The organism is uncultured Nitratireductor sp. (assembly GCF_913053745.1).
GTDB lineage: Bacteria > Pseudomonadota > Alphaproteobacteria > Rhizobiales > Rhizobiaceae > Nitratireductor.
The window spans coordinates 1-26735 of sequence record NZ_CAJXGF010000030.1; the positions used below are offsets into that span (position 1 = coordinate 1).

At 61.9% G+C, this 26735-nt stretch carries 16 protein-coding genes; 11 read left to right on the forward strand and 5 right to left on the reverse strand.

Annotated elements, in window-relative coordinates; genetic code table 11:
- From QZ638_RS07110 to QZ638_RS07125, 4 genes are all read right to left on the reverse strand, one after another.
- On the reverse strand, positions 1–2325 hold a 2325-nt coding region (locus QZ638_RS07110), incomplete at its 3' end, for a condensation domain-containing protein (protein WP_295808369.1).
- Entirely contained in the window at positions 2322–10319 is a 7998-nt protein-coding gene (locus QZ638_RS07115; protein ID WP_295808372.1) for a non-ribosomal peptide synthetase/type I polyketide synthase, read from the reverse strand. The genes QZ638_RS07110 and QZ638_RS07115, both read right to left, overlap by 4 nt.
- On the reverse strand, positions 10316–12280 hold the full coding sequence (locus QZ638_RS07120) for a non-ribosomal peptide synthetase (protein WP_295808374.1): 1965 nt from the start codon (positions 12278–12280) through the stop codon (positions 10316–10318). The genes QZ638_RS07115 and QZ638_RS07120 overlap by 4 nt, the downstream gene beginning before the upstream one ends.
- 270 nt (positions 12281–12550) lie before the next feature.
- Complete coding sequence (locus QZ638_RS07125; protein WP_295808376.1) at positions 12551–13378, reverse strand: glycoside hydrolase family 16 protein; 828 nt, start codon at positions 13376–13378, stop codon at positions 12551–12553.
- A 172-nt stretch (positions 13379–13550) separates the two neighbouring features.
- Here QZ638_RS07125 and QZ638_RS07130 point away from each other — a divergent pair, with 172 nt between their 5' ends.
- The 4 genes from QZ638_RS07130 to QZ638_RS07145 all read left to right on the forward strand — a co-directional run bounded on the left by QZ638_RS07130 (position 13551) and on the right by QZ638_RS07145 (position 18475).
- The gene (locus QZ638_RS07130) at positions 13551–14960 is read left to right on the forward strand and encodes a hypothetical protein (protein WP_295808377.1); all 1410 of its coding nucleotides are present in this window, start codon (positions 13551–13553) and stop codon (positions 14958–14960) included.
- Positions 14957–16165 (forward strand): polysaccharide pyruvyl transferase family protein, encoded by a 1209-nt coding sequence (locus QZ638_RS07135; RefSeq protein WP_295808379.1) that lies wholly within the window; start codon positions 14957–14959, stop codon positions 16163–16165. The genes QZ638_RS07130 and QZ638_RS07135 overlap by 4 nt, the downstream gene beginning before the upstream one ends.
- Positions 16166–16482: 317 nt before the next feature.
- Complete coding sequence (locus QZ638_RS07140) at positions 16483–17226, forward strand: Crp/Fnr family transcriptional regulator (protein WP_295808380.1); 744 nt, start codon at positions 16483–16485, stop codon at positions 17224–17226.
- A gap of 490 nt (positions 17227–17716) precedes the next feature.
- A complete protein-coding gene (locus QZ638_RS07145; RefSeq protein WP_295808411.1) occupies positions 17717–18475 on the forward strand; it encodes a response regulator transcription factor in 759 nt (252 codons plus the stop codon).
- Between the two features lie 238 nt (positions 18476–18713).
- Here QZ638_RS07145 and QZ638_RS07150 read toward each other — a convergent pair whose 3' ends face one another.
- Positions 18714–19082: a cupin domain-containing protein gene (locus tag QZ638_RS07150; protein WP_295808382.1), complete on the reverse strand. Its 369-nt coding sequence runs from the start codon at positions 19080–19082 to the stop codon at positions 18714–18716.
- A gap of 114 nt (positions 19083–19196) precedes the next feature.
- Here QZ638_RS07150 and QZ638_RS07155 point away from each other — a divergent pair, with 114 nt between their 5' ends.
- From QZ638_RS07155 to QZ638_RS07185, 7 genes are read left to right on the forward strand one after another with little or no spacing between them, the layout of a single operon-like run.
- A complete protein-coding gene (locus QZ638_RS07155; RefSeq protein WP_295808383.1) occupies positions 19197–20207 on the forward strand; it encodes a BMP family ABC transporter substrate-binding protein in 1011 nt (336 codons plus the stop codon).
- Between the two features lie 24 nt (positions 20208–20231).
- Entirely contained in the window at positions 20232–21752 is a 1521-nt protein-coding gene (locus tag QZ638_RS07160) for an ABC transporter ATP-binding protein (protein WP_295808385.1), read from the forward strand.
- Positions 21752–22807 (forward strand): ABC transporter permease, encoded by a 1056-nt coding sequence (locus tag QZ638_RS07165; RefSeq protein WP_295808387.1) that lies wholly within the window; start codon positions 21752–21754, stop codon positions 22805–22807. The genes QZ638_RS07160 and QZ638_RS07165 overlap by 1 nt, the downstream gene beginning before the upstream one ends.
- Complete coding sequence (locus tag QZ638_RS07170; protein ID WP_295808389.1) at positions 22800–23714, forward strand: ABC transporter permease; 915 nt, start codon at positions 22800–22802, stop codon at positions 23712–23714. Before QZ638_RS07165 ends, QZ638_RS07170 begins: the two co-directional genes overlap by 8 nt.
- Positions 23711–25030, forward strand: a complete 1320-nt coding sequence (locus tag QZ638_RS07175; protein WP_295808391.1) for an amidohydrolase — start codon at positions 23711–23713, stop codon at positions 25028–25030. Before QZ638_RS07170 ends, QZ638_RS07175 begins: the two co-directional genes overlap by 4 nt.
- A 28-nt stretch (positions 25031–25058) precedes the next feature.
- On the forward strand, positions 25059–25895 hold the full coding sequence (locus QZ638_RS07180; RefSeq protein WP_295808393.1) for a purine-nucleoside phosphorylase: 837 nt from the start codon (positions 25059–25061) through the stop codon (positions 25893–25895).
- Positions 25896–25897: 2 nt separating this feature from the next.
- The gene (locus tag QZ638_RS07185) at positions 25898–26680 is read left to right on the forward strand and encodes an SDR family NAD(P)-dependent oxidoreductase (RefSeq protein ID WP_295808395.1); all 783 of its coding nucleotides are present in this window, start codon (positions 25898–25900) and stop codon (positions 26678–26680) included.
- Positions 26681–26735: the final 55 nt, after the last annotated feature.

The following is a 26735-nucleotide window of genomic DNA, read 5'->3' on the forward strand; positions in this document are numbered from 1 at the left end:
GAACGTCACGTCATGTCCCTTGAGCCGGATTTGTCGCGTCATCTCGGCCGCCAGTATGCCGTTGACGCACAGCCCCACCAGGGCAACGGTTTTGGGCCTGTCGCCGAGTTGCATGGCATCGACCGCATCGCCGGCGATCCTTTCCAGAGAGAGGTTTTCCGTCTCCGCGTCGATGCGGGCGTTGAACATGTGTAGGTTGACGATCGAGGCGTGGCCGGGAAGGGACTTCGCCATCCGGTAATAGAGGAACGGATGATTGAGCGTGTAGATCGCACAATCGCCGCTGCCCTGCCGGTAAATTGTCGTTTCCCAGTCAATGAGTGCTGACGGCGCTTCCTCCTGCTTCCCGTCATCCGGCGCAAGCGCAGCCGGGACGGCAACCGGGCCTTCCTCCTCCCCGAAGACCGCGCGAGCGAAGCCGGAAAGGGTCGGTTCCTTAAAGAGCACGGCAAGCTCGGGCTGAATGCCGAAAGCATCGCGCATGCCCGAAAACATGCGCAACGCCAGAAGCGAATGGCCGCCAAGCAAAAAGAAGTCGTCATCGCTCCGCACTTGCGGCAGATCGAGAACCCGCGCCCAAATGCGGCCAAGCTCCGCTTCCTTGTCCGCCGGCGCTGCGGTTTTGCGGGCGATGGCGCCGGCGGGGGCGGCGGGTGTCGGTGTAGGCAGGGCGGCGCTGTCGAGTGTGCCGTCCGCCCGGCGCGGCAGCGCGAGCAGAATGCTGATGCCTTCGGGCATCTCCTCCTCGGGCAACCGCTCCGCAAGATAGGCGTTCAGATGTGCCGGAAGGGTTTCGAGCGGCGTTGCAAGCCCGGCTGCGGGAACCGCGTAGGCATGGGAAATGCCGGAAACGCCATGACGGTGGAGGGCTGCATCGGCGACATCGCGATGGGCGAGAAGCAGAGCCTCCAGGCGTGAAACCGGTTGCGCCGTCTTTTTCCCAGGCGATGCGGCAGCGCGCACGGGGCCGGCGACATCGCCGATCCTCGCCTGCGGATCGTCCAGCGCAAAAGCGTAGGTCTTTTGCCATAGATCGAGCAGCTCCTGCGCCGTCGCCTCGTCGAACAGATCGGTGTTGTATTCGACCGACATTCGCCAGCCGGTCGGACGGCCGATCATGATAAAGTTCAAATCGTAAATCACGCCCGGCGATTGCGACGGGGCGCTGATCAATTCGAAATCGCCATAGCGCGTGTCCTCGAGAAACGCCTTCTGTTGGTTGAAGTTCAAGGAAATCAGAGGATTGCGGGAGGGGTCGCGTGCGGGGTTTACCAGCTCCACCAGATTGTTGAACGGCATTTTCTGGTGATTGAGCGCCGCGCCGACCGTGGCGCTCACACGGGCCAGGTGGTCGGCGAAGGTCAGATCGTCGGGGATGTCGAATCGCAACACGAGATTGTTGATGAAGACACCTATAAGATTCTCCAGATCCACGTCATCGCGCCCGGCGATCTGCGTTCCGAAGAGGATTTCACGGTCGCCGGAATAGTGTTGCAGCGTCGCGCTCATCACCGCCGCACCGAAACTGAACAGGGAAACCTTATGCGCGCGCGCCGCCGCCTCGATGCGCTCGCCGAACTCGAGCGGCAGCGCGGTGGAAACGATTTCGCCGCGGCTGGTCTTGACGCGGCCACGCGGCCGGTCGGGCCGGATCTCGAAATAGGGCGCATCGCGAAGTTGCTCGCGCCAGTAGATTTTTTCCGTCTCGAAACCGTAACTGTTACGGTATTCGTTCTGCCAGAGCGCGAAATCGCCATATTGCAGCGCCAGTTCCGGCAGCCTTGCAGGACGCTCGGCGTCGATGGCGGCGGTCAGTTCACCCACTTCGCGACCCAGAACCCGGATCGACCAGCCGTCGAAACAGGATTGATGCGCGGTGATGAGAATGAAGCCGCGTCGATTCTCCACCATCAAAAGCGTGACGCGAAGCAGGCCCGGCCGGCCGAGATCGAAAGCGGCCGCCGCCGTTTCCTTGCTGATCGACTGAATGCGCGCCTCACGTTGATCGGCGGGAACATGGCGCAGGTCGATGACCGGCATGCGAAAGTCGACCGCGCGCACCACCTGCTGCATGGGTTGTCCAGCGGTCTCCACGAAGCGCGTTCTGAGAATTTCATGGCGGGCGATGGTCTGCCGAAAGGCCTCTTCGATGCTTTCGGTGCGGAAATCGCCCCGGATTTCCCAGCGTACAGCCACGTTGAGTGCCGGGTTCCCCGGGCTCAACCGGTTCAGGAACCAGCAACGCAATTGCGTCTGCGTGCAGGGAAATTCGCCCACGATCTCATCCGGACCGCCAGCAATCGGGCGTTGCTCGATGTCGCTCATCCGTAAGCCTCCATGCGGCGGCGTGCGCCATGCCGATAATCCTTGAGCGAAGGCACATGCGGCTTGGCGCCGTTGACGGGCACGTCACCCGCCTCTTCGGCGATCAGCGCCAGCTCCCCAATGGTGGGATGCTGCAGCAGATGACGCGCTTCCAGCGGCAGGCCGGCATCGATCATGCGCGCGGCGATGCGGAAGATGCTGAGCGAGTCCGCCCCCAGTGCATAAAGGTTTTCCTCGACGCCGATCTCCGCGATGTTCAGAACATCGCGCCAGATGGCGCAGAGCCTTTCTTCCATGGGCGTGCGCGGCCCGGTGCGGATAACGGCCGCCTCCTGGCGTGGAATCCCCTCTTTTTCCAAAGACTTGCGGTCGAGCTTGCCATTGGCGGTTTGTGGCAGCGTCTCGGCTTCGATCCAGAAGGCCGGTACCATGTGAGCGGGAAGATGGGCTTTCGCATGTGCGATCAGGGCTTCGGGACGCGGTGAATTTGCCGGATCGTCCGGCACGATGTGGCAGACGAGCTGCCGGTCGCCATTGCGGTTCAGCGGCGCGACGACGGCGCACTGACGCACGCCCTCTGCATTGACCATCACCGCCTCGATATCGCCAAGCTCGATGCGGAAGCCGCGCAGCTTGATCTGGTTGTCGCGCCTGCCGAAAAGCTGGAGAGAGCCGTCGGGCATTCGCCTGCCCACGTCTCCCGTTTTGTAAAGCCTCTGCGGAATGCCGCCGATGGAGACGTTGCGGAACGCTGTGTGGGTTTGCTCGGGGTTCTCGAAATAACCGATGGCGAGCCCGTCGCCGCCGATGTTCAACTCGCCGGTCACGCCCACCGGGGCGAGCCGATTGCGCGCATCGAGTATGTAAAGTTGCGTGTTGGCGATGGGCTGGCCGATGGTTATGGGCGCGTCCGCGTCGTCGATATGGGCGACCGACGACCAGATTGTTGTCTCGGTCGGCCCGTACATGTTCCACAGTTCACGGCCGATCTCGCGCAGCTTGTGTGCAAGCGCGGGCGGCAGCGGTTCGCCGCCGCACAGCATTTTCAGCGCCTTGCGCTCGCCAAGCCCTGCTTCGACCAGCATCTGCCAGAGCGTCGGCGTCGCCTGGAGCACGGTGGCGCCGCACTTGTCGAGAAGCTTCACCAGTTGAAACCCATCCTGCACTTGAATGCGGTCGGCAATGACCACCCGGCCACCGCAAATGAGCGGCAGGTAGAGTTCCAGCGCAGCGATATCGAACGAAATTGTGGTGACGGCGAGCAGCGTATCGTTCGCCGTAAAGCCCGGTTCCGACGCCATTGAGGTCAGGAAGTTCATCAATGCATTGTGGGGAACCTCCACGCCTTTCGGCACACCGGTCGAGCCGGAGGTGAAGATGATATAGGCGGCGGTCGACGTGCCGTGAACACGTTCTTCGAGCGGGGATGCGTCCTGCGCGGCGATCGCTTCCTTTTCCTCGTCGAGCCTGATCGGCAGAACGTCCTTGTCCGCCAGGCCAGCGATCCGTTCGCCATTGCAGATCACGGCGGAGATGTGCGCCGCCTTCATCGTTTGCCGCAAGCGCGCTTCGGGATGGTCGGGGTCGAGTGGCACATAGATGTGATCCGCCTTCATGATCGCCAGGAGCGCGACCAGCATGTCGATGGATCGGTCGAGTGCCACGGCGACGCGCCGGCCGGGGATAAGAAGCTTCTCCTGGATCAGGCGCGCGAGCTGCCAGCTTCGTGCATCGAGTTCGCCATAAGTGATGCTTTCATCGCCGTGAACGGCCGCGATGGCGTCGGGCGTTTCCATGGCGCGATCGCCGAACAGTTCGAAGATGAACCGCTCGTCGTCATAAGGCGTCTGTGTTTGGTTCAATTGGTAGGCGAGCCAATCCGTATCGGCTTGCGAGATGAGCGGCAGCCTCTCGATCCGAGTGCCGATGTCGTCGGCAAGCGCTGCGACGAGCGTGGAGAAATGCCCGAGCCAGCGTTCGACGGTCTGCGGATCGAACACGTCGCCATTGTAGTCGACGTCGATGCGGATGCCTTCGTCGCTCTCGATCATGTTGAGGAACATGTCGAAATTGGAAAACGCCTTGGGGTTGGGGGTCACATCCGCTGAAAGACCGCCGAAATCGAGCGCTTTCGTCATGCGCTCAAGATTGAACTGAATCTCCGTCAGGGGCAGGCGGCTCGGATCGCGCTTCAAATCGAGTTTTCGAACCAGTGTGCCATAGGTGTAATCCTGGTGCTCGAAGGCCTGCAGGACAAGCTTTTGCGTTTCCTTCAAATGATCTGAGAAGGGGCGTTCCTCATCGAGCGTCTGACGCAGCGGTAGGAGGTTCACGCAATGGCCGACCAGCGTTTGCTCGCCGACAAGGCTTTGGCCTGCCGAGGGCACGGCGATCACGATATCGTCGCTTCCTGAAAGCCGTCCGATCATGACCTGCAACGCTGCAAGAAGGGTCGAGAACAGCGTCGCGCCGCTCTTCGCCCCGGCTTTCTTAAGCCGCTTGTAGGTGACCTCGTCGATGTGAGCCGTGCAGGTGCCTCCGGCAAAGCTGCGCCATTGCGGCCTGGGGCGATCGGTCGGTAATTCGGGCAATTCCGGCACGGTCTCGAATTGCGACAACCAGAACCGTTCGGTATCGTCGGCGGCCTCCGGCCGGTTTGCGCGTTCCTGCGCGTAGGCTGAAAAAGCCAGTGCTGGTGGCAGGTTCGGCGCCGCACCTTTCACGAGTGCGGAATAGGTTGCGGCCAGTTCCTCGATCAAAACGTTCACGGACCAGCCGTCGCAGACGATGTGATGCGCGGTGAAGACAAGCACATGCCGCTCCTGTGAAAGCCGCACGAGTTCGGCGCGCGCCAGCGGTCCGTTGACGAGATCGAAGGCGGTGCGGGCCTCACGGTCGACGATTTTCGCAAGTTCCGCCGCACCTGAAACCTCTGTCGACGACAGGTCGATGCGAAAATCGGGCATCACCTCGAAATGCTCGCCGTTGCGTGCGAAGCGGATGTGAAACGCGTTATGCCGCGCGACCACAAGATCGAGCGCCTGGCGGAACGCGGTTTCGTCCAACGCCCCGTCGAGTGTGAGGTTGAAGGATTCGTTGAAGGAGCAGGAGGCTTCGTCGCCGGCCTGGGCGGCGAGCCAGATTTCCTTCTGCGCTTCGGTCAACGGCGCCTTCTGCGGCGATTCCGGCAAGGTTTCGTTGACATGCGCAGTGGTCTCGCCTTCGGCGCGCAGGATTCCCGCTTTCTGCAACGTGTCGAGCGTTTCCCCAAAGACTGCTGCGATGCGTTGAAAATCCTCTTCCGAGTGCGCGGTGGTCAAAAAACACGGATAACCGTCCTGGATATGCAGGCCCTGGGTCCGAGCGTATGGATAGAACAGCGCGCCGAGCGGGCCGGCATTGCTGAAATCGGTCACGAACCAGCTCTTGTAACCGTGGATCGACATGGCGATGCCACGCTCGGAAAGCTGATCGTTCAGTTCAGCGACAAGCTCTTCGGTGCGCCCGGCGACCCGGTCGTAAAGCGCGCGGCCTTCGCCCTTGATGTGCTGCAACACGGCACGCGTGGCCGCAAGCACCACAGGATGGCGCACAAAGGTGCCGGCAAAAAATGTCGGCGCGACCGTGGGCACGCTGTCGTCGCCATAATCCCAGTGCCCGCCGTCGAGCGCGTCCATATAGCGGCTGTCGCCCGCCAGAACCCCGATCGGCATCCCGCCGCCCAGCACTTTGCCGTAAGTCGCCAGGTCGCCGCGAATGCCCCACACGGCTTGCATCCCGCCGGGGTCGACGCGGAAACCCGTCACCACCTCGTCGAAGACGAGCGCAAAGTCGCGTTCCGTCGCCACTGTGCGCAGCTGGCGCACGAAATCGACGGGCTGCAATTCGGGATGCCGGCTCTGCACCGGCTCGATGATGACGGCGGCGATCTCGCCTGCATTGGCCCGGATCCATTCGAGGCTCTCAGGCGCATCGTAGGGCAGGACCGTTACGTTGGTGAGCGAATCCGGGGGTATGCCGGCGGCGATCGGCAGCGTCCGGTGCGTTCCGGCACGGCTGCGTCCCTTGACCAGAACCTCGTCGAACTGGCCGTGATAATCATTGCCGAAGACGACGATGCGGTCGCGGCCCGTTACCGTGCGTGCGACCCGCATGGCGGCCATCACCGCTTCGGAGCCGGTGTTGCAGAAGGTGACGCGCTTATGGCCGGTCAATTCGCCGATCAGTTCCGCCACTTCGCCGGCCAGCGGCGTTTGCGGTCCAATGGCAAACCCCTTTTCGGTCTGCTCACGGATCGCTTCGGTCACGAAGTCGGGCGCGTGGCCGAAGGCGGTCTGCCCCATGCCGTTCACGAGATCGATATACTCGTTGCCGTCGATGTCCCATATGCGCGAACCCTTCGAGCGGTCGGAGACGACCGGAAAGACCAGTTCCTTCCATTCGGCGCGGAAGCCCGAGGCTGCGCGCGGATCGGCCAGATGCGGCCGGTGCGCTTCCGTAAACGCCTTCGACTTGGCTTTCTTCTCGCAATAGCGCTCGGCCAGATCGTCGATGAAGGCGCGCTTCTCGGGCGAGAATGCCTGTTCGCCGGCCTGTGCACCGGGTTTGTAGACACGGATGCGGCCGCCGCCGATTTCATTTTCGTCGCCGGTTGCCTCAGGAGCCGGGACAGGCATTGGCGCAGCGGCGACCGCCACCTGTCCGGAAGGGGCTGGCGTCGCCATCGCCGCCGTTCCGCCAAGCGACTGAAACGTCTGCATCTGTTGCGCGAAAAGTTGCTGCGCCATCTGCAATTGGGACTGGAAAAGCGCCTCGAGCCCATGAGGTGCCTTTAGGGTTCCATTCGCCGATGAAGATGGCGCAGCAGGCGCGACGTCCGGCGTGGGGGGGACCTGAGCCACCGGAGAGAGAGAGGCCGTCTGCAAGGCGTCTGCCGGCAGTTCGGCATCAAGATGTCGCGCTAAGTCGTGAACGGTCGGTATGTTGCCGAGCAATTCGCGGAAGGAAAGCTTGACTCTGTATTCCTTCTCCACCTTCTGCGCGAACTGGCCGATGAAGAGAGAATCGAAACCCAGTTCCAGAAAGGTCGCGCCGGCCGCGTCGTCTGGCAGATCTTCGCCCGAAAGGTCGGCGAGAAGGGCGATCAGGGCGCGTTCGAGCATCGCTGGCCGGTCGGTGGTGGAAAATGTGGTGTTCATCGGGCTCAATCCGTCTGTCATGGTTGTCTGCGCCGGGATTTGGGTGTTCGGGGCGGTTACCGCCGCGTTTGCCCGGCCTTTCGGTTTCGGTGCGTCGATCCAGTGCATCTGGCGCTGGAAGGGATAGGTCGGCAGCGGTATCCTTCGCCGCGCTGCTTCTGGCAGGCTTGGCCAGTCCAGTGCGCAACCGGCGATCCACGACCGCGCATGCGCCTCGGCGAAAGCTTCCTCGCCAAAGGGTGCGCGGTCGTGCTCGGGCAGGGACTGGATGATGGCGGCGACGGACTCGCGCTTCAGCGTTTGCGCGGTGAAGACCGAAAGGGTGCGGCCGGGGCCGACCTCGAGGAAAACCGGCTTTCGGTCGCGCGCGACTGTCTGAATGCCATCTGCAAAGCGCACGGCGTCGCGGCAGTGGCGTGCCCAGTAGGTCGGCGATGCGCCCTGCGCATCGGTCTGCCAGTCGCCGCTAACGCAGGAAATGTAGGGAATGGCGGTGGTACCGTATTCGATCTTGGCCGTTTCTTCCGCCAGAGCCGTCGCCGCCTCGTCCATCATCGCCGAGTGGAAGGCGTGCGAGGTGTGCAGCCGGCTATAGGCAATGCCCGCCGCATCGAATGCCGCGCACGTCTCGTCCACGGCCTCGAACGTGCCGGAAATGACACTGAGCTTCGGCGCGTTGACGGCGGCAATCTCCACCCCGTCGCGAAGATGCGCGGCAGCGGCTTCGGCATCCGCCCGGACAGAAACCATGGTGCCTTTGGGTTGATGCTGCATCAACCGGCCACGCGCGGCCACCAGGCTCAGCGCATCCTCGAACCGCATCGTCCCCGAGAGCGTTGCCGCAACGAATTCGCCGACGCTGTGTCCGATCATGGCGTCCGGCATCAGGCCGCGATTCATCCAGAGTTGCGCCGTTGCATATTCCACGAGAAAGAGCGCGGGTTGTGCGAACTGCGTTTCGCGCAGTGCCTCGGAAAGTTTCTCCGGGGCACGGCCCTTTGGCAGGCGAATGAAATCGCGGATATCGCGCCCGATAAGCGGCTTTAGAAACTTTGCGCCCTTGTCGATCCATTCGGCGAAAACGGACTCGCTCTTATAGAGCGCGCCACCCATGCCCACATGCTGCGCACCCTGGCCCGGAAACATGAAGACCACAGGCGGCGTTTGCGAAGCTTCGCCGCAGATCGGGCGCTCGGCCTCGAGCCCGGCAATCGCTTCGTCATGGGTGCGGGCGATCACAGTCATGCGATGGGAAAAAGCGTGCCGCCCTTGCTGAAGCGTGTGCGCGACGGTGGCCAACGGTTCGGCACTTTCGCGCAAAGCGCTGGCCAGGTTTCCGCGCATTGCGGTAAGGACCGCTTCATTGCGCGCCGAAAGCGGCAGGATAAGCGGGCGCGGAGTTTCGTCATCTTGCACGACAATCGTTTCCGGCGCCTGTTCCAGAACCACGTGGGCATTGGTGCCGCCAACTCCAAAGGAGCTGACACCGGCGCGGCGTGTCGTACCGTCCGCATTCCATGGTGAAAGCTCTGTCGGAACGCGAAACGGACTGCCGTCGAGCGCCATATGCGGATTGGGCGAGACGAAATTCGCCACTGGCGGGATCACGCCATCGCGCAGCACCAGTGTCGCCTTGATGAGCCCGGCCACGCCGGCAGCCGCATCCAGGTGGCCGATATTGCCCTTCACGGAGCCTAGCGCGCAGTGCCCTTCGGCGCCCGCGCCGCCAAAGGCGTTCATCAGGCCGTTGAACTCGATGGGGTCGCCAAGCGGCGTGGCGGTGCCGTGGCACTCGACATAGCCCACGCTCGCCGGATCGACGCCCGCGCTTGCAAGAGCTGTCGCAATGGCCTCCGCCTGGCCGGAAACGCTGGGCGCGGTGTAGCCCACCTTGTCCGCGCCGTCATTGTTGACGCCATAGCCGCGAATGACGGCGTGGATCGTGTCGCCCGCCGCGACGGCGTCTTCCAGCCGTTTCAGAAGCACCACGCCGCCGCCGCTGCCGAACACCGTACCGCCGGCCTGCGCGTCGAACGGTCGGCAGAAGCCGTCCGGCGAAACCATGCCGCCTTCCATGTGGATATAGCCGCGTTTCTGCGGCATCGAGATCGAGACACCGCCGGCCAGCGCCATGTCGCAGCCGTAAGTCAGAAGATTCTGACACGCCTGAGTCACGGCGAGAAGCGATGTGGAACAGGCCGACTGTATGGTGAAAGCCGGACCGCGAAGGTTCAGCTTGTAGGCCACCCGTGTCGCCAGCGTGTCGTTGATTGCGCCGATCAACTCGTTGAACATATCCACCTGGTATCCGGAGGTGAACGCTTCGGCCTTCTGCCGGTCGGACAGGATGTTGTTGATGAGATAGGTGCTCATCGCCGAGCCGGCGAAGACGCCAACAGACTCATCCGTGCAGAAAGGGTCATGGCCCGCACTTTCAAGCGCCTCCCAGCAGATTTCCAGAAACAGCCGAAACTGCGGATCGAGCATCGCCGCCTCGCGCGGATACATGCCGAAGAACTCCGCGTCGAACATGCCGACATCGTCCAGATACGGTCTCGAGGGCACATAGTCGGGCGCGGCGCGTGTGGCGTCGTCATAAGCATCCTCTATCTCGTGTGGCGCGAAGGTGCGGAAGGCGTGACGCCCCTCGCGCACCATCCGCCAAAGCGCATCGACCGAGGATGCGCCGGGAAAGCGCCCGGCCATGCCGACAATGGCGATGCTGCCGATGCCTGCGTCCGTGGCGTCTTCTTCCACCGTGGGGACCCGTCCGTCCGGTGTGGCGTGCTCGTTCATGTCCTGCTCCGGCGAAATTGCGACATCATCTGCTTCTGCCTTGCTGCTCTGTTTTGCGCTGCGGCAATCTGACGGCCGTCCGCCGCCGGTTCCTCGAGAAAGCGTGCAAGGCTGCGGATTTTCGGATGTTCGAACACGGTCACCACGTCGATGGCGCGGCCAAGCTCCCGTTCGAGCGCGGCATGAACGCGCATGAGTTGCATCGAGGTGCCGCCGAGGTCGAAGAAGTTCTGGTCCGGGCCGACAGCGTTTGTGCCGAGCACCTTGCGCCAGTGTCGCGCCACGATCGCCTCCATCCCCTTGGACGGAAGGTCCGGGACCGTCGCTGGGACGGGCGTTTCGGCCGGATTCGGAAGGCGCGCGCGATCCACCTTGCCGGCGCGGTTCAGCGGGAATTCCTGCAGCACAATAGCCCGGCCCGGCACCATATGAGCCGGCAATATGCCCTTCAGACGACCGAGAACCGCGGCGGCGAAGGTCATTTCGTCGAGTCCCGTCATGGTGCGAGGACGCAGATAGGCAACCAGGCGTTTGGCCGATCCGGCCTGATGACACTGCACCACCGCATCGGCCAGGCTCCTGTCGCGGCGCAGCGCGGTTTCGATTTCATCGAGTTCGATGCGTTTGCCGTCGATCTTGACCTGGCGATCGCGGCGGCCGCGGAAATGCAGGAGGCCGTCCGTGTCCATTGCCGCCATATCGCCCGTTAGATAGGCGCGCAGGGGCTCACCGGCGGTGGCCGCGTCCGTTGTGGTCGAGATCGTCACGAAACGCTGTTGCGTCAATTCCGGCCGGTTCAGATAGCCGATGGCGAGACCGTCGCCGGAAACCGCAAGCTGCCCTTCTGCGCCGGGCGGAAGCGCATTCAGGTTTTCATCGAGTATGTGCACGCGGCCATGAGCGATGGAATGGCCAATCGGCAATGCATCTCCCTGGAAGCTGGCCGGAATGTCGAAGGTTGACGCGATGACGGTCACTTCGGTCGGCCCATACGCATTGCTCAGACGGCACGCGGGATAGGCGGCCAGGAAACGCCGCGCATGATCGGCGGACGCCACTTCGCCACCGAACAGCGCATGACGCAGCGAATGGAGCCGTCCGCCGTGATGATCGACCAGAAGATTGAACAGACCAGTGGTGAGCAAGATCACCGAGACCCGTTTTTCGTCGATCGCGTCGACGATGCGCTGCATGGAGAGAGTGCGGTCGCCGATGCCGACCAGATGAGATCCGTTGAGCAAGGCCCCCCAGATTTCGAAGGTGGCGGCGTCGAAGGAAATGGTGGCCGCGTGCAGCACGACGTCGTCTGGGCGGAACGCGACAAAATTCTGCGCGCGCACCAGTCGCAGGACGCCACGATGCGGGATAACGACACCCTTCGGGCGCCCGGTCGAGCCGGAGGTGTACATCACATAGGCCGCATCCGCGCCCGAGACGGCGGCGACATCGCCCGTCGGTGCATCGTCCTCCGCCAGCTTGGTCATGGTGGTGTCGATGTCTACGAGACGGTCTGCGGCGATGGGAAGCTTGGCGGCCAGTGTTGCGCTTTCGCGGTCGATTATCAGGGCGCGCGGTGTGCAGTCCTGCGTCATGTAGCCCAGGTGCTCAAGCGGATAAGCCGGGTCGAACGGCGCATAGGCCGCGCCTGTCTTGAGGATCGCCAGTTTTGCGACCAGCGTTTTAAGCGCGCGCGGCAAAAGCAGGCCGACCACATCGCCCTTCCTTACCCCCATCGCCGCCAGCCGTGCCGCGAGCTTCGCGGAAAGCCGGTCGAGTTCGCCGTAAGTCAAGCTCTCGTCGTCGAAGGAAATTGCAACGGCGTCGGGTTGCTCGCGCGCCAGAGCGGCGACGGTTTCATGAAGTGTCGCGTCGCGATCGTAAGCGCGCTCGTGTGATTGATGGTTTGAAGCGTTGACCGGCCGAACGCCGGATAACTGTCCGTATTGCTGGTTCCGATGCATGTAGACGCCCCGCCCGAAAAAGCCCGCGCCTATATTTCAAGCATCTGAAAATGCTTATTGTTTATAGTTGAGGCGCGGGAGAAAATGGTTCTCATGCCTTCGAGAGAAAGAATTCCACGCACGCCCGCAAAGGAACAGATGGCCATCCGGATGACACCTGAATCGACCGGAGGTCTTAGGTTTTCCCGTAATTAGGCCATTCGGCGATGTGGTCGGTGACAGGAGGGGAATGCCTATCCCAAAGCATTAGCCTTGGAACTGTCATCGCCATCAATCGAGACGGTAGGCACGCACGTAATCGACGATCATGTGGGAGGGATCGGGAGCCGCGTCCTTCGTCGGTCCGTCGACAAGCGCGAGATTGAGCAGAATGTAGAGCGGCTGGCGATGCTCTTCCTGGGTTTCGGTTTTCCATATGAACGCGCGATCGAAGTAGAAGCGGATCCAGTCCCGGTCGATCTTGACGCCGTAGGTATGGAAATCGCCGGGGCTGGCCTCCTTGAAGACGGGGTTGCGGTTGAAGCGCGAATAGTGGCGCCCGTCGCGATGCCAGACATGGACGACCGAGGAATAGCCGTCCGGCTTGTCGCCGTAAAACTCGATCACATCGATCTCGGCGGTGAATTTCGACCGGTCCTTACCGATCAGCCAGAATGCCGGCCAGACGCCCGGACCCTCCGGCAGGCGTGCGCGCATTTCGAAATAGCCGTATTGCTGGGCGAATCCGTCGCCTTTTGGATCCACCGAGGCAAGCAGTCCCGATTGCCAGTCGCCCTCTGCGTCCCGTTTCGCTTCGATGCGCAAATTGCCGTCCTCGATGCGGAAAGGAGAGCGCTCGCCGGGGTCGGCGAAGCGCGCGCCGCCGAAATCGCCCGACCATGGCGTGTGCGCGATCCAGCGGGTGTCCGGTCCCCAGGCCGAAACGTCAAGGCTGGAAAAGTCCTCGTTGAAAGAGAGGCGCATCGCGTCCATCGTCAACCGGTCGGCTTCCGTTTCAAGGCGTTCCTGAGAAGAGACAGAAGCGATGGCGAAAGACATCGCCAACGCAATGCCGATGGCCAGTGTGCAACAGTGCGATGTGCTTGAAGCGAATGGCAACAGAGTGACCTCCCGGCAGCCAGAATATCATCGCGAGGCTGTGTCCCGGAACTCAACCAATTGCCGCTCCACTGGCCATAAGTGGTATCCCGTGGAACGGGACGCTCCATCGCTTGCATGGTATTCTCAACCGGGTTTGCGCCGCTTGTGCGGCTATAGGGTGAGGCGCGCGATGCGCATAGAATTGTTGGGTTTTCTGTCGCTTGTGCTGGGGGGCGTGCTGTTGTTGGCACCGCCGCGAATGGCCTTTTACGTCATCGTTCTGTCGACCCTTTTCGGCGCTGCAGCAGCCTTTTATGTGCCCGGATTGGGCGGTGCCTCTGTTCTCGTCCCCAGCCTGCTGCTCGCCTTTTACTGCCTGCGTTTGTTCATGGCTCACGGCGAGCGTTCGGCCTTGGCCGCTGTCTCATCGTCCTCACCGGGCATCTGGCTTCTCCTGCTTACGGTTTACGGCGTCTTTTCGGCCCTTTTCTTTCCCCGCATTCTGGACGGCGTCACGGAAACGATGATCGTTCTGCGCTCCTCGGCAGGCCATCGCATCATCGATCTCGTGCCCTTGTCTTTCTCCAGCAACAACATCACCCAAACGGTTTATGCGCTGGGCGGGCTTTTTTGCTTTGCCTTCACTTTCGCGTATCTGAAATGCGGTGGCACGGCACGAAATGTGGTGAATGCAATGCTCGTTCTGGCCATGGTCAATCTTGCTTTCGCCTTGCTGGACGTCATCACTTATCGCACCGGCACAGCCTATCTTTTCGATTCCATCCGCACCGCCAACTATGCGCTTCTAACCGGTTCGGAAAAGGCGGGCTTCAAGCGCATTTCGGGTACATTTCCCGAAGCATCGGCATTTGCGGGCTTCACCGTCGTTCTCTTTGCATTCACCGCCAGCCTGTGGCTCGATCGGATGCGCTCGTTGACGACGGGCATCGTAGCGGGGCTGCTTCTGCTTGCGCTGCTGCTGTCGACCTCGACGACCGCGTTGGTCAGCCTGGCGATGGCGATGATCTTCCTTTCCTGGCGCGCGTTGCCAATCTCGCGAGGGGGGCGTGCGACGGGGCGGCCGAGTGCCATTGCGCTCGCGCTGTTCTGTCTTCCGCTGGGCTTCATGCTGGTTCTGGTCTTGGCGCCCGATTTTGCAAGGGGCGTGCAGACGTTTCTGGACGAGACGCTTTACTCGAAGCTCGACAGTCAGTCCGCCCGCGAGCGTATGCAATGGAATGCGGTGGCGTTTCAGGTTTTTCTCGACACGTGGGGTTGGGGTGCGGGGCTAGGCAGCGCGCGGGCCTCCAGCTACGCGCTCGTGCTTCTTTCCAATGTCGGTCTTCTGGGCACGATCCTGTTCGCTCTTTTCGTCGGCAACACGCTCATGATGAGGAGCGGTTCGGAACGATACGAATACGCAACGATGCGCGCTGCAAAGGCCGGGATCTTCGCCGGGCTCTGCGAGGCGATGATTTCCGGTACGGTCTACGACCTCGGTCTTCTGTTCTTCATTCTGGCCGGCGCGGCGGCGGCAATGCGCAGCGTGCCGGTGGGCGTGCAAGCCTTTCGGCCCGGCATTGCGGAGATCGTGCGATGAGGATCGTCGTCTTCAACGTCCGCTTCAGCCCAAACCTCGGCGATGGCATACTGGCGGAGTGTCTGGAACGGCAGCTTGGCACCGCTTTGCCCGGTGCCCAGGTCGAAACCGTGGATCTGGCGGGACGCACCGCATATGGGGGCCAAGCCCGCCGGCGCTCAGGCGCTCTGCGCCTCTTGAGCGCGATGCCGCCGCCGGTTCGCCGGGCAATGGTCGAGCGTGTCCTTGGCAGGCGGCTTGCGGCTTTGAGAACTGTTTGGCGAGAAAGGATCGCGAACGCCGATGCCGTGATTATCGGTGGCGGCAATCTCTTCCAGGACGACGATCTGAATTTTCCGTTGAAAATCGGGCAGGTGCTGGAACTCTGCCGTGAGGAAAAATGCCCGGTGGGGATATACGCCGTCGGCGTCGGCTCACAATGGTCGCCGCGTGCCGCTACACTGTTCGAAAAGCTTCGTGCATGCGATGTCTTTCATGTATCGGTGCGCGACGAGGGAGCCTTGCAAAACTGGAAGGGTCATTTCGGCGCCGGGCCGGCGGCGGTTCTCGCGCCCGATCCCGCATTGACCTTGGAACAGGTCACAGTGGGTCGGAAACCCCGTACACGGCCTTTGGTCGGTTTGTGTGTGACCCATCCGCTCGTTCTGCGACGGCATGCGAGTGTTGCAGCCGAGCACATACTTTTGGGATCGGACCAGGAATATCGCACACTGGCCGCCTGGTTGCTGCAGGCGGGTTGCGACGTGCTCTTCTTCACCAATGGCGCACTGGAAGATCAATCGTCTTTGGAGCGGATACGGGCTTTGTTCTCCAGAACGGGCGGGACCGATCCGCAACGCTGCGACTTCGCGAAAAGACCGGCGTCCCCGGAAGAGCTGGTTTCGCTGCTCGGTCGTTTCGATGCGGTGGTGGCGCACCGCCTGCATGCGTGCATAACGGCCTATGCGCTCGGTGTGCCTCCCATTGGGCTTGGATGGGATCAGAAGGTGGAGGCCTTTTTCGATCTGATCGACCGTGAACCGTTCTTCATTTCGGCGCACAAAGGGTCCGTGACAAGCATTGGAGAACGCATTCTGACGACCTTGAATGAGGGTGTCGATCCTGGAAAACAGCGCCGATGCGTCCAGAATGCGCGGATGGCGGTCGCAGGCTTGGCGAACGATCTTGAAAGCCTGCGGCACAGTCGAGTGTGTGAACCGGCATGATGGCCGCTCGAAGAGGGAGTGCATCGTCGCCGCGAAGCGGTATGATGGACGACGCGTTTTCCGCGAAGCGGCGCACGCCAGTATGGGCGAAGTCCATATCAGCTAACGCATTTGTGATTTGGGCGTAAGGTTTTGTTGTCAAATATTTTTATCGCCTTATGGCAGAGTTCGGGGAGCTTTGAAGGGGGCTGGAAACCGCTTCGCGGAACCCGAGTGGTGGATAAGGCGTTTAAACCTTGGGTTCATGCCCCATGACTGCGTCAGATCGCCAAAAAGGTGCGTCTGCCAGCGGAGAAGGGCACAACAAGCGGGGTGGCATGTCGGTTCGGGGCACCGAAAACTATCGAGAGATTCTCCACTATCTGGAAGCTGAGACAGCGCGTGGAGTGTTTGGCCTTGGCGCGAACAAGGCCAACCATTCGGGCTTGCGTAAACGCATCTATTCCACCGGAGACACCATCGCCGACATGGACGGTCAGAAACGGGCTGTGCTTCTCGTCGTTTCCGGCTGGGTCTCCAACGGAAAGGAACTGGAAGACGGTTCGCGGACGGTGGTCGACTTCTCCCTGATGGGCGACGTGATTACGGTGGGCAGCACGGAATGGGCCCGCGAGGAGGTCCGGGCGCTGACGTCGGTGACGTTGTTCGAATTTCCCGGAGCCATCTATGAGAACCTGTCGACCTATCCCCGGCACGTACGCGAGTTCATTCTCAAGGGGATGGCGCGGCGGTATGCGCGTGCCGCCGAACACTTCGTCAATATCAGCCGTCGTGGCGCCGTTGAGCGGGTTTCTCATCTTCTGCTCGAACTGTCGTTGCGTGTTGGCATGTATGAAGGGCAGGGAGCAAGTTCCTTTGCTTGTCCGTTGACCCAGATCGATCTCGGTGACGCGCTCGGCCTCTCGGTCGTACACGTCAATCGCGTTCTCAGGAAATTGCGCGAAAACGGCTATGTTTCGTTTCGCGGTGGCGTGGTGACCTTTCAGAACCGTGCCGGACTGATCGAAGCCACGGGCTTTGACGGAGCCTATCTGGCGCTTGCGGCACCGGCCGATTCCTGAGCTTCATCCGAAGCTGCAACCAAAAAACTGAAAATGACTGTGGTTAACATCCGGAAGGTGCTTGCCTGACCGGGCGGTTCATCGGGTATAATACCCAAGATCGGTTGCCGGGTTGCAACTCAAAAGCGCTCGGCGCGCTGGCTTCCCTGGATCGAGTTTCAGGTCCGATGCTGGCGAAGCCATCGTCGAGATTGTGCAATTTTAACGAGATTTTTGTTTCAATTGCAACTCGCAATAATCATTTCCGATTTATACTCATATTGAATGATTCTTGCGCCAAGTTGATCCATGTTAATGCAAATTATCCTCAACTGTGAGGATAATAAATCTCCAAGTGATAATCCTGTTGGGGGCCTCGTACCGGGGCACTCCGCCGATAGTTACGTCGGCGGACGGGTTGGTGCGTAAACAAAAGACTATCGCAAGAACAATATTGCGTATTTCCAATATCACTGGGGTTTGTTTGGGTGAGTGTTGGGGAGCATGTGTCATGGAACACGCAAAAATAGGACAGGGAAGCAACTTACATGGAATAGTAAATGCCTCAAGCAGCGCTTTGGCGGCGTCAGCTCAAAAAGACTGGGACGAGACAGGCGTCGACACCGACCGTGAGCTTGTCCTGTTGATCGATCCGCGAGTGCTCGACAGGGAATGCCTGGCTCGCAGCCTCGAGACGCGGAATTCTTCACTGGATATTGTCGCGGTCGGTTCTTCGGAGGAATGGCGTAAGGTTTCCGAAGGGCGTTATCCAAAAGCCGTGCTTCTCATCGTGGGAAGCCGCAAGATAACCGAACAGGGCATCTGCGGTGAAATCCACGATCTCGCGGAAGAGTTCGAGAACCAGCCGGTTATCGTCATCGCCGATACCGATGATCTCGGGCAAATCCTCAAGGCGCTGGAGGCCGGCGCCAAGGGATACATTCCCAGCAATGTGGGCGTCGACGTCGCGGCGGAAGCCATTCTTCTGGCAAGGGCCGGCGGTGTGTTCGTACCGGCCAGCGGCGTTCTGGCCATGCGCGATGTGATCAATTCCAACAGCAGCCGCGTGGTTGGGCTGGGAAATCTCTTTACCGCCCGCGAGGCTGAAGTCGCCGAAGCGCTCCGGCGCGGCAAGGCCAACAAGATCATCGCCTATGAGTTGCAGCTTTGCGAAAGCACGGTGAAGGTGCACATTCGCAACATCATGAAGAAACTGAACGCGACCAACAGAACCGAGGTCGCTTACAAGATACGCGAAATGCAGTCCTGACAGTCTTTGCGGATGCAAGGCCTCCCGCAAGAATGCTTGCCGGAACTTTATCTGGAATTATGGCCCGGTCGAAAGGCCGGCCTTTTTTTGAGCGATTGCAGCCGAACGAGGGCGTCATGGCCGATTGAGCAATGGCCTAGCGCAATTCCCGGAAAAGTGGACACGGGTTCTCCGTTCGGAATTGCGCAAGAACAACAAGACAGAGCGTTTTGGCGATTCAACGAAAAGCGGAAACGCTCTAGGTTTCGAGATTTACATAGGTCTCGGGTCTGAAACGCGGCGTGCAGAGGCAGTAGAACTCAAGGTCGCCGGCTCCGGTGTTGGTGATGCGCTGGGCCGCTCCTGCCGGAATGACGGCCTGATCGCCGATCGCGAGCGCCTGGCGAACCCCGTCGATTTCGACAATTCCCTCACCCTTGCGCACCACATAGCGCTCGCAAATGCCCTCAAGCCGGTGAAGCTGTGTCGTCACGCCGGCCTCTACGCGGGCGACCGCCAGCGAGGTGTCGGGCGAGGCGGGCGTGTTCATCAACTCGGTGATGAAACAGCGCTCCTCGGTCCAGAACTCCGCCTGGCCGGCATTTTCGACAAACCATGAAGGGGACATAAATAACCTCGAATTAAAGCGCCTTCCACAATGATCAGCTCGCCTGACAATTGTCAAAGTCCGGCCCGTGCTTCACTATGGCGCCGAAATCGGTTCAAACAGGGAGTAGCGTTCATGACGGGTTGGAGGAACTGGCTGGCGGCGGGACTTTTGGGCACAACGGCCTTGGCGATGCCGGCTTCGGCAGCGGACAAGTTCTTTGTCTACGTCTCTCCCGATCAGATCGGCGTCAATGCCTTCCTGAAGCTCGGCAAGGCCGGCATCGAGGAGGCCGGGGAGAAATACGGCGCCGATGTCGAGACCTATGAAAGCCGCACCGCCGCCGACCGGCTGGAAAATGTCAACGCGGCCGTGAACGAGGGTGCCGACATCGTTGTCCTTCTGGGCTTCGAGTTCAACGATATCGTCAAGCAGGTCGCGCCCACCGCGCCCGAGACGCAGTTTCTCATCGTCGACCAGTGCATCGATGACCGGCCGGACAACGTGCATTGCGCCGTCTTCCGCGAATATGAGGCGAGCTATGTGGTCGGCGTGGCCGCCGGCATGCTCACCGAAAGCGACAAGGTCGGCGTGGTCGGCGCGCTCGATATTCCCTTCCTGCACCGCTACACGGATGCCTATGCCGACGGCGTCAGGTCGGTCAATTCCGATGCGTCGGTCGACATTCGCTGGGTCGGCGGCGAAAATCCCTTCGCCGATCCGGTGCGCGCCAAGGAGCAGGCGGTGGCGATGAACGCCGCCGGCGCCGATATGATCTTCACGGCCACGTCCGGTGGCGACTTCGGTGTCTTCGAGGCGGCCAAGGAGAACGATTTCGACGTGTTCTCCGTCGATGTGAACCAGTGCCCCAATGCGCCGGGCCATGTGGTCGATGTCACGCTCAAGCGGGTCGACAACGCCATGGTCCAGGCCATCGGGGCGATTCTCGATGGCGAGAAGCAGCTCACCATGGCGCTCGGGCTGAAGGAGGGCGGTGTTTCCACCATCGCGCTCGAAGAGGATGAGGTGGCCGACAGCGGATGCCTTATTGCCGATCATCCGGAGGTGGCGGCGAAAATGCGCGAGGTCGCGGGCCAGATCGAAGACGGTTCGCTCAAGCTCGAAGATCCGATGTTCGCCAAATAGGGCACCGGTAGAGCCACACGCGCAATGCAGGTCGCCCTCAACAACGTCACCGTCCGTTTCGGTCCGGTCACGGCGGTGGACAATGTCTCGCTCGGCATCGCGCCGGGCGAGATTCATGCGCTGGTCGGCGAAAATGGCGCCGGCAAGTCGACGCTCATGAATGCGCTGTTCGGCCTTGTCTCCTTGGCATCCGGGAGCATTTCGGTGGATGGCGCACCATGTCGCTGGACGTTGCCGCAGGAGGCCATCGCGCGTGGCCTCGGAATGGTGCACCAGCATTTCATGTTGCAGGAGCACATGACGGTGCTGGAGAACATCGTCCTGTGCGCGGAGCCTTTGGGCCGCTTCGGCTTCGTCGATTTCGCCCGTGCCCGCGCCCGGCTCGACGAGATCGCCAGAACCCATGGCGTGAAGGTCGATCACGACCGGCTGGTCGGGCGTCTTTCCGTGGGCGAGCGGCAGGCCGTGGAAATCCTCAAAGTGCTCTATCGTGAGGCCGAGCTTCTCATCCTCGATGAACCGACCGCCGTTCTCACTCCCCAGGAAAAGGACAGGCTCTTCGCCACGCTCCGCAGCTTCCGCGCGGCGGGCAAAGCGATTGTGCTGATTACGCATAAACTCGACGAGGTCATGGAGATTGCCGACCGCGTGAGCGTCATGCGGGCCGGGCATCTCGTGGCGTCGTCCTCGCTGGAAGACACATCGAAGGAAGAGATCGCCCGCGGCATCGTCGGTGGAGAATTGCCTGCGCCGCGGACGCGCAGGGTTCAAGAGCCCGGTGCGGTCGTGCTGGCTGTGGATGAGATCGTGGTCGCGCGGCGCGGCCGCGATGTCGGTCCGCTCTCGTTCCAATTGCGCGCTGGCGAAATCGTCGGCATCGCCGGGGTCAGCGGAAACGGACAGTCCGAGCTCGTGCGCGCGCTTACCGGGTTGGCGCCGGCGGTCTCCGGGTCCATCGCCCTGTGCGGGAAAGACATCGTGGCCTTCGATGTCGAAGCCCGCCGCCGACAGGGCATGAGTTATATTCCCGAGGACAGGCAGCGCATGGGGCTGGCGCTGGGGGCTTCGGTCAGCGAGAACGCTGGTGCCGGACACGACGATCGAAACGCCTTCGCCGCCGGGCCGTTCCTCAAGCACGGTGCCATGGCCGATTTTGCAAGATCGCTCATCGAGCGTTATCGGATAAGGGTCGCGGGGCCGCGCGCAGCGGCGGCCACCATGTCCGGCGGCAACAAGCAGAAGCTCGTGGTGGGTCGGGAGTTGTCGCGCAACAGTCCGCTGGTGATCGCCGAAAACCCCACCTGGGGCGTGGATATCGGCGCGATCGATTTCATCCACGGTGAGCTGATGCGTATGCGCGACGAGGGGCACGCGATCCTGCTGGTCTCCACCGAACTCGATGAGGTGATCGCGTTGTCCGACCGCATTCTGGTCATGTACGACGGAGCCATCGCGGGTGACGTTTCGGGCGGCGAGGCCAGTCGCGACCGGGTGGGGGCGTTGATGACGTCCAAATCCGCCGACGCGCTCGGAAAGGTCGCTTGATGTCGAACGCGAAAACGATATCGCGCGAAGCGTTGCCGTGGATATTCACGATCCTGTGGATCGCGGCAATCATCCTGGCACTGCTGCTTTTCGTGGGCGCCCCGGTCGGCGAGGCGTTGTCCGGCTTCTGGAATGGGGCCTTCGGCGGCCGTCGCCACGCCTATTTGATGGCGACTCTCAGCCGTTCCGCTCTCATCGTCGGCATGGCCGTTTCCGTCATGCTCAGCTTTCGCGCCGGCCTTTTCAACATTGGCGGCGAGGGACAATTGGTCGCCGGCGGTCTCACTGCGGCGCTAGTGGCCGTGCTGTTGCCAGGTCCGCCCATGCTGGTGCTTGCCGTTGCCATCGCTTCGGCCATGCTGGCGGGCGCTCTCTGGGCCCTGCTTGCCGGCATTCTGCAGCTCTTCATGGGGGTGCCGCTGCTGGTCGGGTCGCTGTTGCTCAATTATCCGATCCGCTACATCGCATCCTATCTGGTGGCGCATCCATTCCGCGACGTGCAGTCGGGCATGGTGCAGTCGCATCTGGTCCCCCAGGAAACCTGGCTTGCCTATTTTCCCGGCACACGGCTCGACATGGGCATCCTGTTTACGGCGGTCGCCGCCGCCTTCGCGCTCGTCTACAGCTATTGGACCGTCCACGGTTATCACACGCGACTGAACGGCCTGTCTCCCGATTTCGCCCGTACGGTGGGCCTGCCGGTGCGCAAGCTTACCCTGCAGACGCTGGCGCTCAGCGGTGCCATCGCCGGTCTGGTCGGCGCCATTGCCGTGTTCGGCATTCACCATCGCTACATCGACGGAATGCTCGTGCAGCCGCTTTATGCATGGACCGGCATCATCGCCGTTCTTCTGGTCGGTATGGTGCCCTGGGCGGTGCCGATCTCCGGCTTCTTCTTCGCCGCGGTGCAGACGGGCGCCGCCGGCATGGAGCGCGCCGCCGGCGTGCCCAAGGAGATCGCCCTCGTCGTGCAGGCGGTCATAATCCTGTTCGTGGCAAGCCGCGTTTCCGGCGCGCTATCGTCGTCCAGGGGCGATGGAGACGGCCATGCTTGAGCTCATCGCCGATCCCTCTTTCGCCGCTTCCATACCGCGCTTCGTCACACCCATCCTCCTGGCTGCCCTCGGCGGTGCCCTGTGCGAGCGTGCCGGCGTGTTCAACATTGCACTGGAAGGCTTTCTGCTGGTCGGCGCTTTTGCGGCGGTTCTCGGGGCCTATTTCTCAGGCACGCCCTATATCGGGGCGCTGGCGGCCGTGGCGGCGGGCATGGCGCTCGGCCTGATCTTCGCCGAGTTCAATCTGCGTCGCGGCGGCGATTCCATTGTCGTTTCCATTGCCATCAACCTTCTGGCCGCTGGGCTCACCACCTTCTTTCTGCGCGCCATTTTCGACGTCACCGGCGCGTTCAGCGATCCGGCGATTGCCGGCTTCGCGCCGGTGCGCCTGCCCTTGATCGAGGACATTCCGTGGCTGGGTCCGATCCTGAGCGGGCAGTCGCCGCTTTTTTATCTGGCACTTGCCTGCGTTCCGTTTCTTCATATCTTTCTTGCGCGCCATCGGCTGGGTCTGCGTATTCGCGCTGCCGGTGAAAACCCGCAGGCGCTGCGTGCCGGCGGTGTCAGCCCGCGCCGGGTCCAGCTTCTCGCTCTCGTTGCCTGCGGCGCGCTTTGCGGGCTGGGCGGAGCGCAGCTTTCCATCGCCAATGTCAATCTCTTCGTTGAAAACATGAGCGCCGGACGCGGCTGGATTGCCGTGGTCGCGGTGCTTCTGACACGCGGCCGTCCCTGGCCACTGTTCTTCATCGCGCTTCTGTTCGGTGCGGTCGACAGTCTCTCTTTCCGGGTGCAGGGTCTGGGGCTCGCCCAGCAATTTACCGACATGATGCCGTATCTGGCGACCCTTATCGTGCTGGTTGCCCTGTCATGGTGGCGGGCAAAACGCACCAAAGGAGATGCTTCATGACCGTCGATCTGGTTGTTCGGAATGCCATCGTCGTTTCCTGCGACGACAATGGCACGGTGCTGAGGGATGGCGGTGTCGCGGTCACGAATGGCCGGATTACAAGGGTTGCAGCCAGTGCGGACCTCGAGGACGCGGCAGCTCAGGCCCGCACCGTCATCGATGGCAGCGGGCACATTCTTATGCCGGGTCTCGTCAACAGCCATTGCCATGCCGCCGACAGCCTGTTTCGCGGACTGGTCGAGGATCTGCCGCTCGAACCATGGCTGCAAAAGGTCTGGACGGCCGAGGGCGCCATACTCAATCCGCAGACATCGTATCTGGGCAGCGTTCTCGGATTCTCCGAATTGCTCCTGTCGGGCGTTACCAGTGTCATGGACATGTTCTGGTATCCGGCGGAAACCGTGCGCGCCGCTCGCAAGGTGGGCATGCGGGTTTCCACCGGCGGTATTTTTTTCGATGGTCCGGGCGTGACCGGCGGCGATCTCGATGCCCGCATTGCGGCGGCCGAGGCCTTCTTCGAAACGTTCTCCGGCGTGGACGACGTGTTTCCGGCGACCATGCCCCACGGTGCATACACCGTCGGTCCGGAAAACCTCAAAACCGCCAGGGCCATTGCCGACCGGCATGGTGGGCTGTTCAGCACGCATGCGGCCGAAACCAAAGCGGAGCAGGCGGATGTGGAGGGACGTTACGGCAGCTCGGTCATTCGCCATCTGGACTATCTGGACCTGCTCGACGATAAGGTCACGCTCGCCCATTGCGTTCACCTCGACGACGAAGAGATCGCCATTCTGGCGCGCACGGGCACGACCGTCTCTCACAATCCCGTATCGAATCTGAAACTGGCGTCCGGGATCGCCCGCATTCCAGACATGCTGGCAGCCGGCGTCCATGTGGCGCTTGGCACCGATGGTGCCATCAGCGGTAACGATCTCGACATGTGGATGGCGCTTCGTCTGGCTGCGACCCTGCACAAGGGAGCAAGCCAGCGTGCCGACGCCGTGGCGACAACCAAGGCGCTGGCCATGGCGACCACCGCCGGAGCGCGCGCGCTCGGCGCGGCCGACAGGCTGGGCAGTCTGGAGCCGGGAAAGCTGGCCGACATGATCCTGATCGACGTGAAACGCCCGCACGCAGTGCCGATGTTCGATCCCGTTACGCATCTCGTCTACTCCACCGCGAATTCCGACATACGACACGTGTTTGTCGGTGGCGAACAGGTGGTGCGCGATGGGGTGCTCACTCGCCATGCAATCGAGGACACGATGGAGGAGGTGGCGCAGCTCGCGCCGCGCATCGCCGCCACCGTGGCCTGATCGAAACACCGTTTTTAGGAGAACCGGAATGAGCGAAAGTCAGCTCGCACGCCTTGATCGCGCCCATGCCTCTATCGTCGGGCGCGTGGGGACTCCCGCGCCCGTCGCCATCATGCTGGGGTCGGGGCTGGGGCAATTGGCCGACCGCGTCGAAGACGCGGTGACAATCCTCTATGCGCAAGTCGAAGGCTTTCCGGTCTCGACAGCGCCCGGCCACAAGGGTGCGTTCGTGATCGGCGATCTGGATGGCCGGCGTGTGATTATTATGCAGGGCAGGCTCCACCTTTACGAAGGCTGGTCGCCGCGCGACATCGCGCTGGCCGTCTACCTGCTCAAGCGTCTCGGTGCCGAGTCTTTGATCGTCACCAACGCGGCCGGTTCTCTCAACCCCGACTATGAACCGGGCGACGTGATGTTGATCGAGGATCACATGAACTTCACCGGTTTGAACCCCCTGGTGGGACCGAACGACGATGCCATCGGTCTGCGCTTTCCAGACATGTCGCGGGCCTATGCGCCCGAACTGCTTGAGTGCGCGCGCGTGGCGGCGGACGCGGCCGGTATTGCCGTGCGGCAAGGCATTTACGCTGGCGTTCTGGGCCCGTCGCTCGAAACCTCGGCCGAGCGCCGCTACTACCGCGCGTCGGGCTCCGATGCGGTCGGCATGTCGACGGTGACCGAGGTCATCGCCGCCGCCCATGCGGATCTGCCGGTCATCGGTCTGTCGGCGATCACGAACAAGGCGACCGGCGGGCCGGACCAGCAGCCCGACACGATTGAAGAGGTCTTTGCCAACGCCGAGATCGCGGGACGCAAGATCGAAGCGATCCTTGGACGTCTCCTGCCAGCGCTGAAAGGAGCCTGATCATGGTTGCAACGATTCCACCCGTAAGCGGGCTGCTCGATCTTTCGGGCCGCACGATCATCGTAACCGGTGCAAGCGGCGGCATCGGTGGCGGCATTGCGCGGCGGCTCCATGAGGCGGGCGCGAACGTCGTCTGCCATTATCACGGCAATCGCGAGACAGCCGAAACGCTCGCCGGGCAGCTTGGGGACAGAGCTCTTGCAGCAGGCGGCGATCTGTCTAAGACCGGCGAGGTGGCGGCGCTCATGACATCGGCGCTGGAGCGCTTCGAGGCCGTTCACGGCGTGGTCAACAATGCCGGGTTCCAGCCCGTCGAGCCGTTGAGACAGATCGACGAAGAAGGTTGGGCGCGGATGATGGCGATCAACACCGGCGCGCCGTTTTTGCTGACGCGCGCCTTTTCCGACCATGTCGAGGCGCGGGGTGGCGGTGGCGCGGTCGTCAACATCGCCTCCATCGAAGGCCACCAGCCGGCGCCCGGCCATTCCCATTACGCTGCCTCAAAGGCCGCGCTTTTGATGTTCACCAAGGCGGCGGCGCTGGAGCTTGGCGGGCTTGGCATCCGCGTCAATTCCATCTCGCCCGGCCTGATCCACCGCGATGGCATCGAGGAGGGATGGCCCGAAGGGGTGGCCCGCTGGAAGGAGGCCGCGCCGCTTGGCCGGCTTGGCCAGCCCGAGGACATCGGCGACGCCGCGCTCTTCCTTCTCTCCGAGGCTTCGCGTTGGGTGAGCGGTGCCAACATCACCGTCGATGGCGGCGTCAGCGCCCGGTCGACCTGGTAAAAAACAAAACTGAAACAAACAATTACAACAAGAATCGGACTCAACCTGTGAGGTG

Excerpts from the sequence above, each read along its gene's own strand:
- QZ638_RS07175 (WP_295808391.1), top strand. The coding sequence starts at position 23,711 with ATGACCGTCGATCTGGTTGTTCGGAATGCCATCGTCGTTTCCTGCGAC.
- QZ638_RS07130 (WP_295808377.1), top strand. The coding sequence starts at position 13,551 with ATGCGCATAGAATTGTTGGGTTTTCTGTCGCTTGTGCTGGGGGGCGTG.
- QZ638_RS07120 (WP_295808374.1), bottom strand. The coding sequence starts at position 12,280 with ATGCATCGGAACCAGCAATACGGACAGTTATCCGGCGTTCGGCCGGTC.
- QZ638_RS07155 (WP_295808383.1), top strand. The coding sequence starts at position 19,197 with ATGACGGGTTGGAGGAACTGGCTGGCGGCGGGACTTTTGGGCACAACG.
- QZ638_RS07165 (WP_295808387.1), top strand. The coding sequence starts at position 21,752 with ATGTCGAACGCGAAAACGATATCGCGCGAAGCGTTGCCGTGGATATTC.
- QZ638_RS07115 (WP_295808372.1), bottom strand. The coding sequence starts at position 10,319 with ATGAACGAGCACGCCACACCGGACGGACGGGTCCCCACGGTGGAAGAA.
- QZ638_RS07160 (WP_295808385.1), top strand. The coding sequence starts at position 20,232 with ATGCAGGTCGCCCTCAACAACGTCACCGTCCGTTTCGGTCCGGTCACG.
- QZ638_RS07145 (WP_295808411.1), top strand. The coding sequence starts at position 17,717 with ATGGAACACGCAAAAATAGGACAGGGAAGCAACTTACATGGAATAGTA.
- QZ638_RS07185 (WP_295808395.1), top strand. The coding sequence starts at position 25,898 with ATGGTTGCAACGATTCCACCCGTAAGCGGGCTGCTCGATCTTTCGGGC.
- QZ638_RS07140 (WP_295808380.1), top strand. The coding sequence starts at position 16,483 with ATGTCGGTTCGGGGCACCGAAAACTATCGAGAGATTCTCCACTATCTG.
- QZ638_RS07135 (WP_295808379.1), top strand. The coding sequence starts at position 14,957 with ATGAGGATCGTCGTCTTCAACGTCCGCTTCAGCCCAAACCTCGGCGAT.
- QZ638_RS07170 (WP_295808389.1), top strand. The coding sequence starts at position 22,800 with ATGCTTGAGCTCATCGCCGATCCCTCTTTCGCCGCTTCCATACCGCGC.
- QZ638_RS07180 (WP_295808393.1), top strand. The coding sequence starts at position 25,059 with ATGAGCGAAAGTCAGCTCGCACGCCTTGATCGCGCCCATGCCTCTATC.
- QZ638_RS07150 (WP_295808382.1), bottom strand. The coding sequence starts at position 19,082 with ATGTCCCCTTCATGGTTTGTCGAAAATGCCGGCCAGGCGGAGTTCTGG.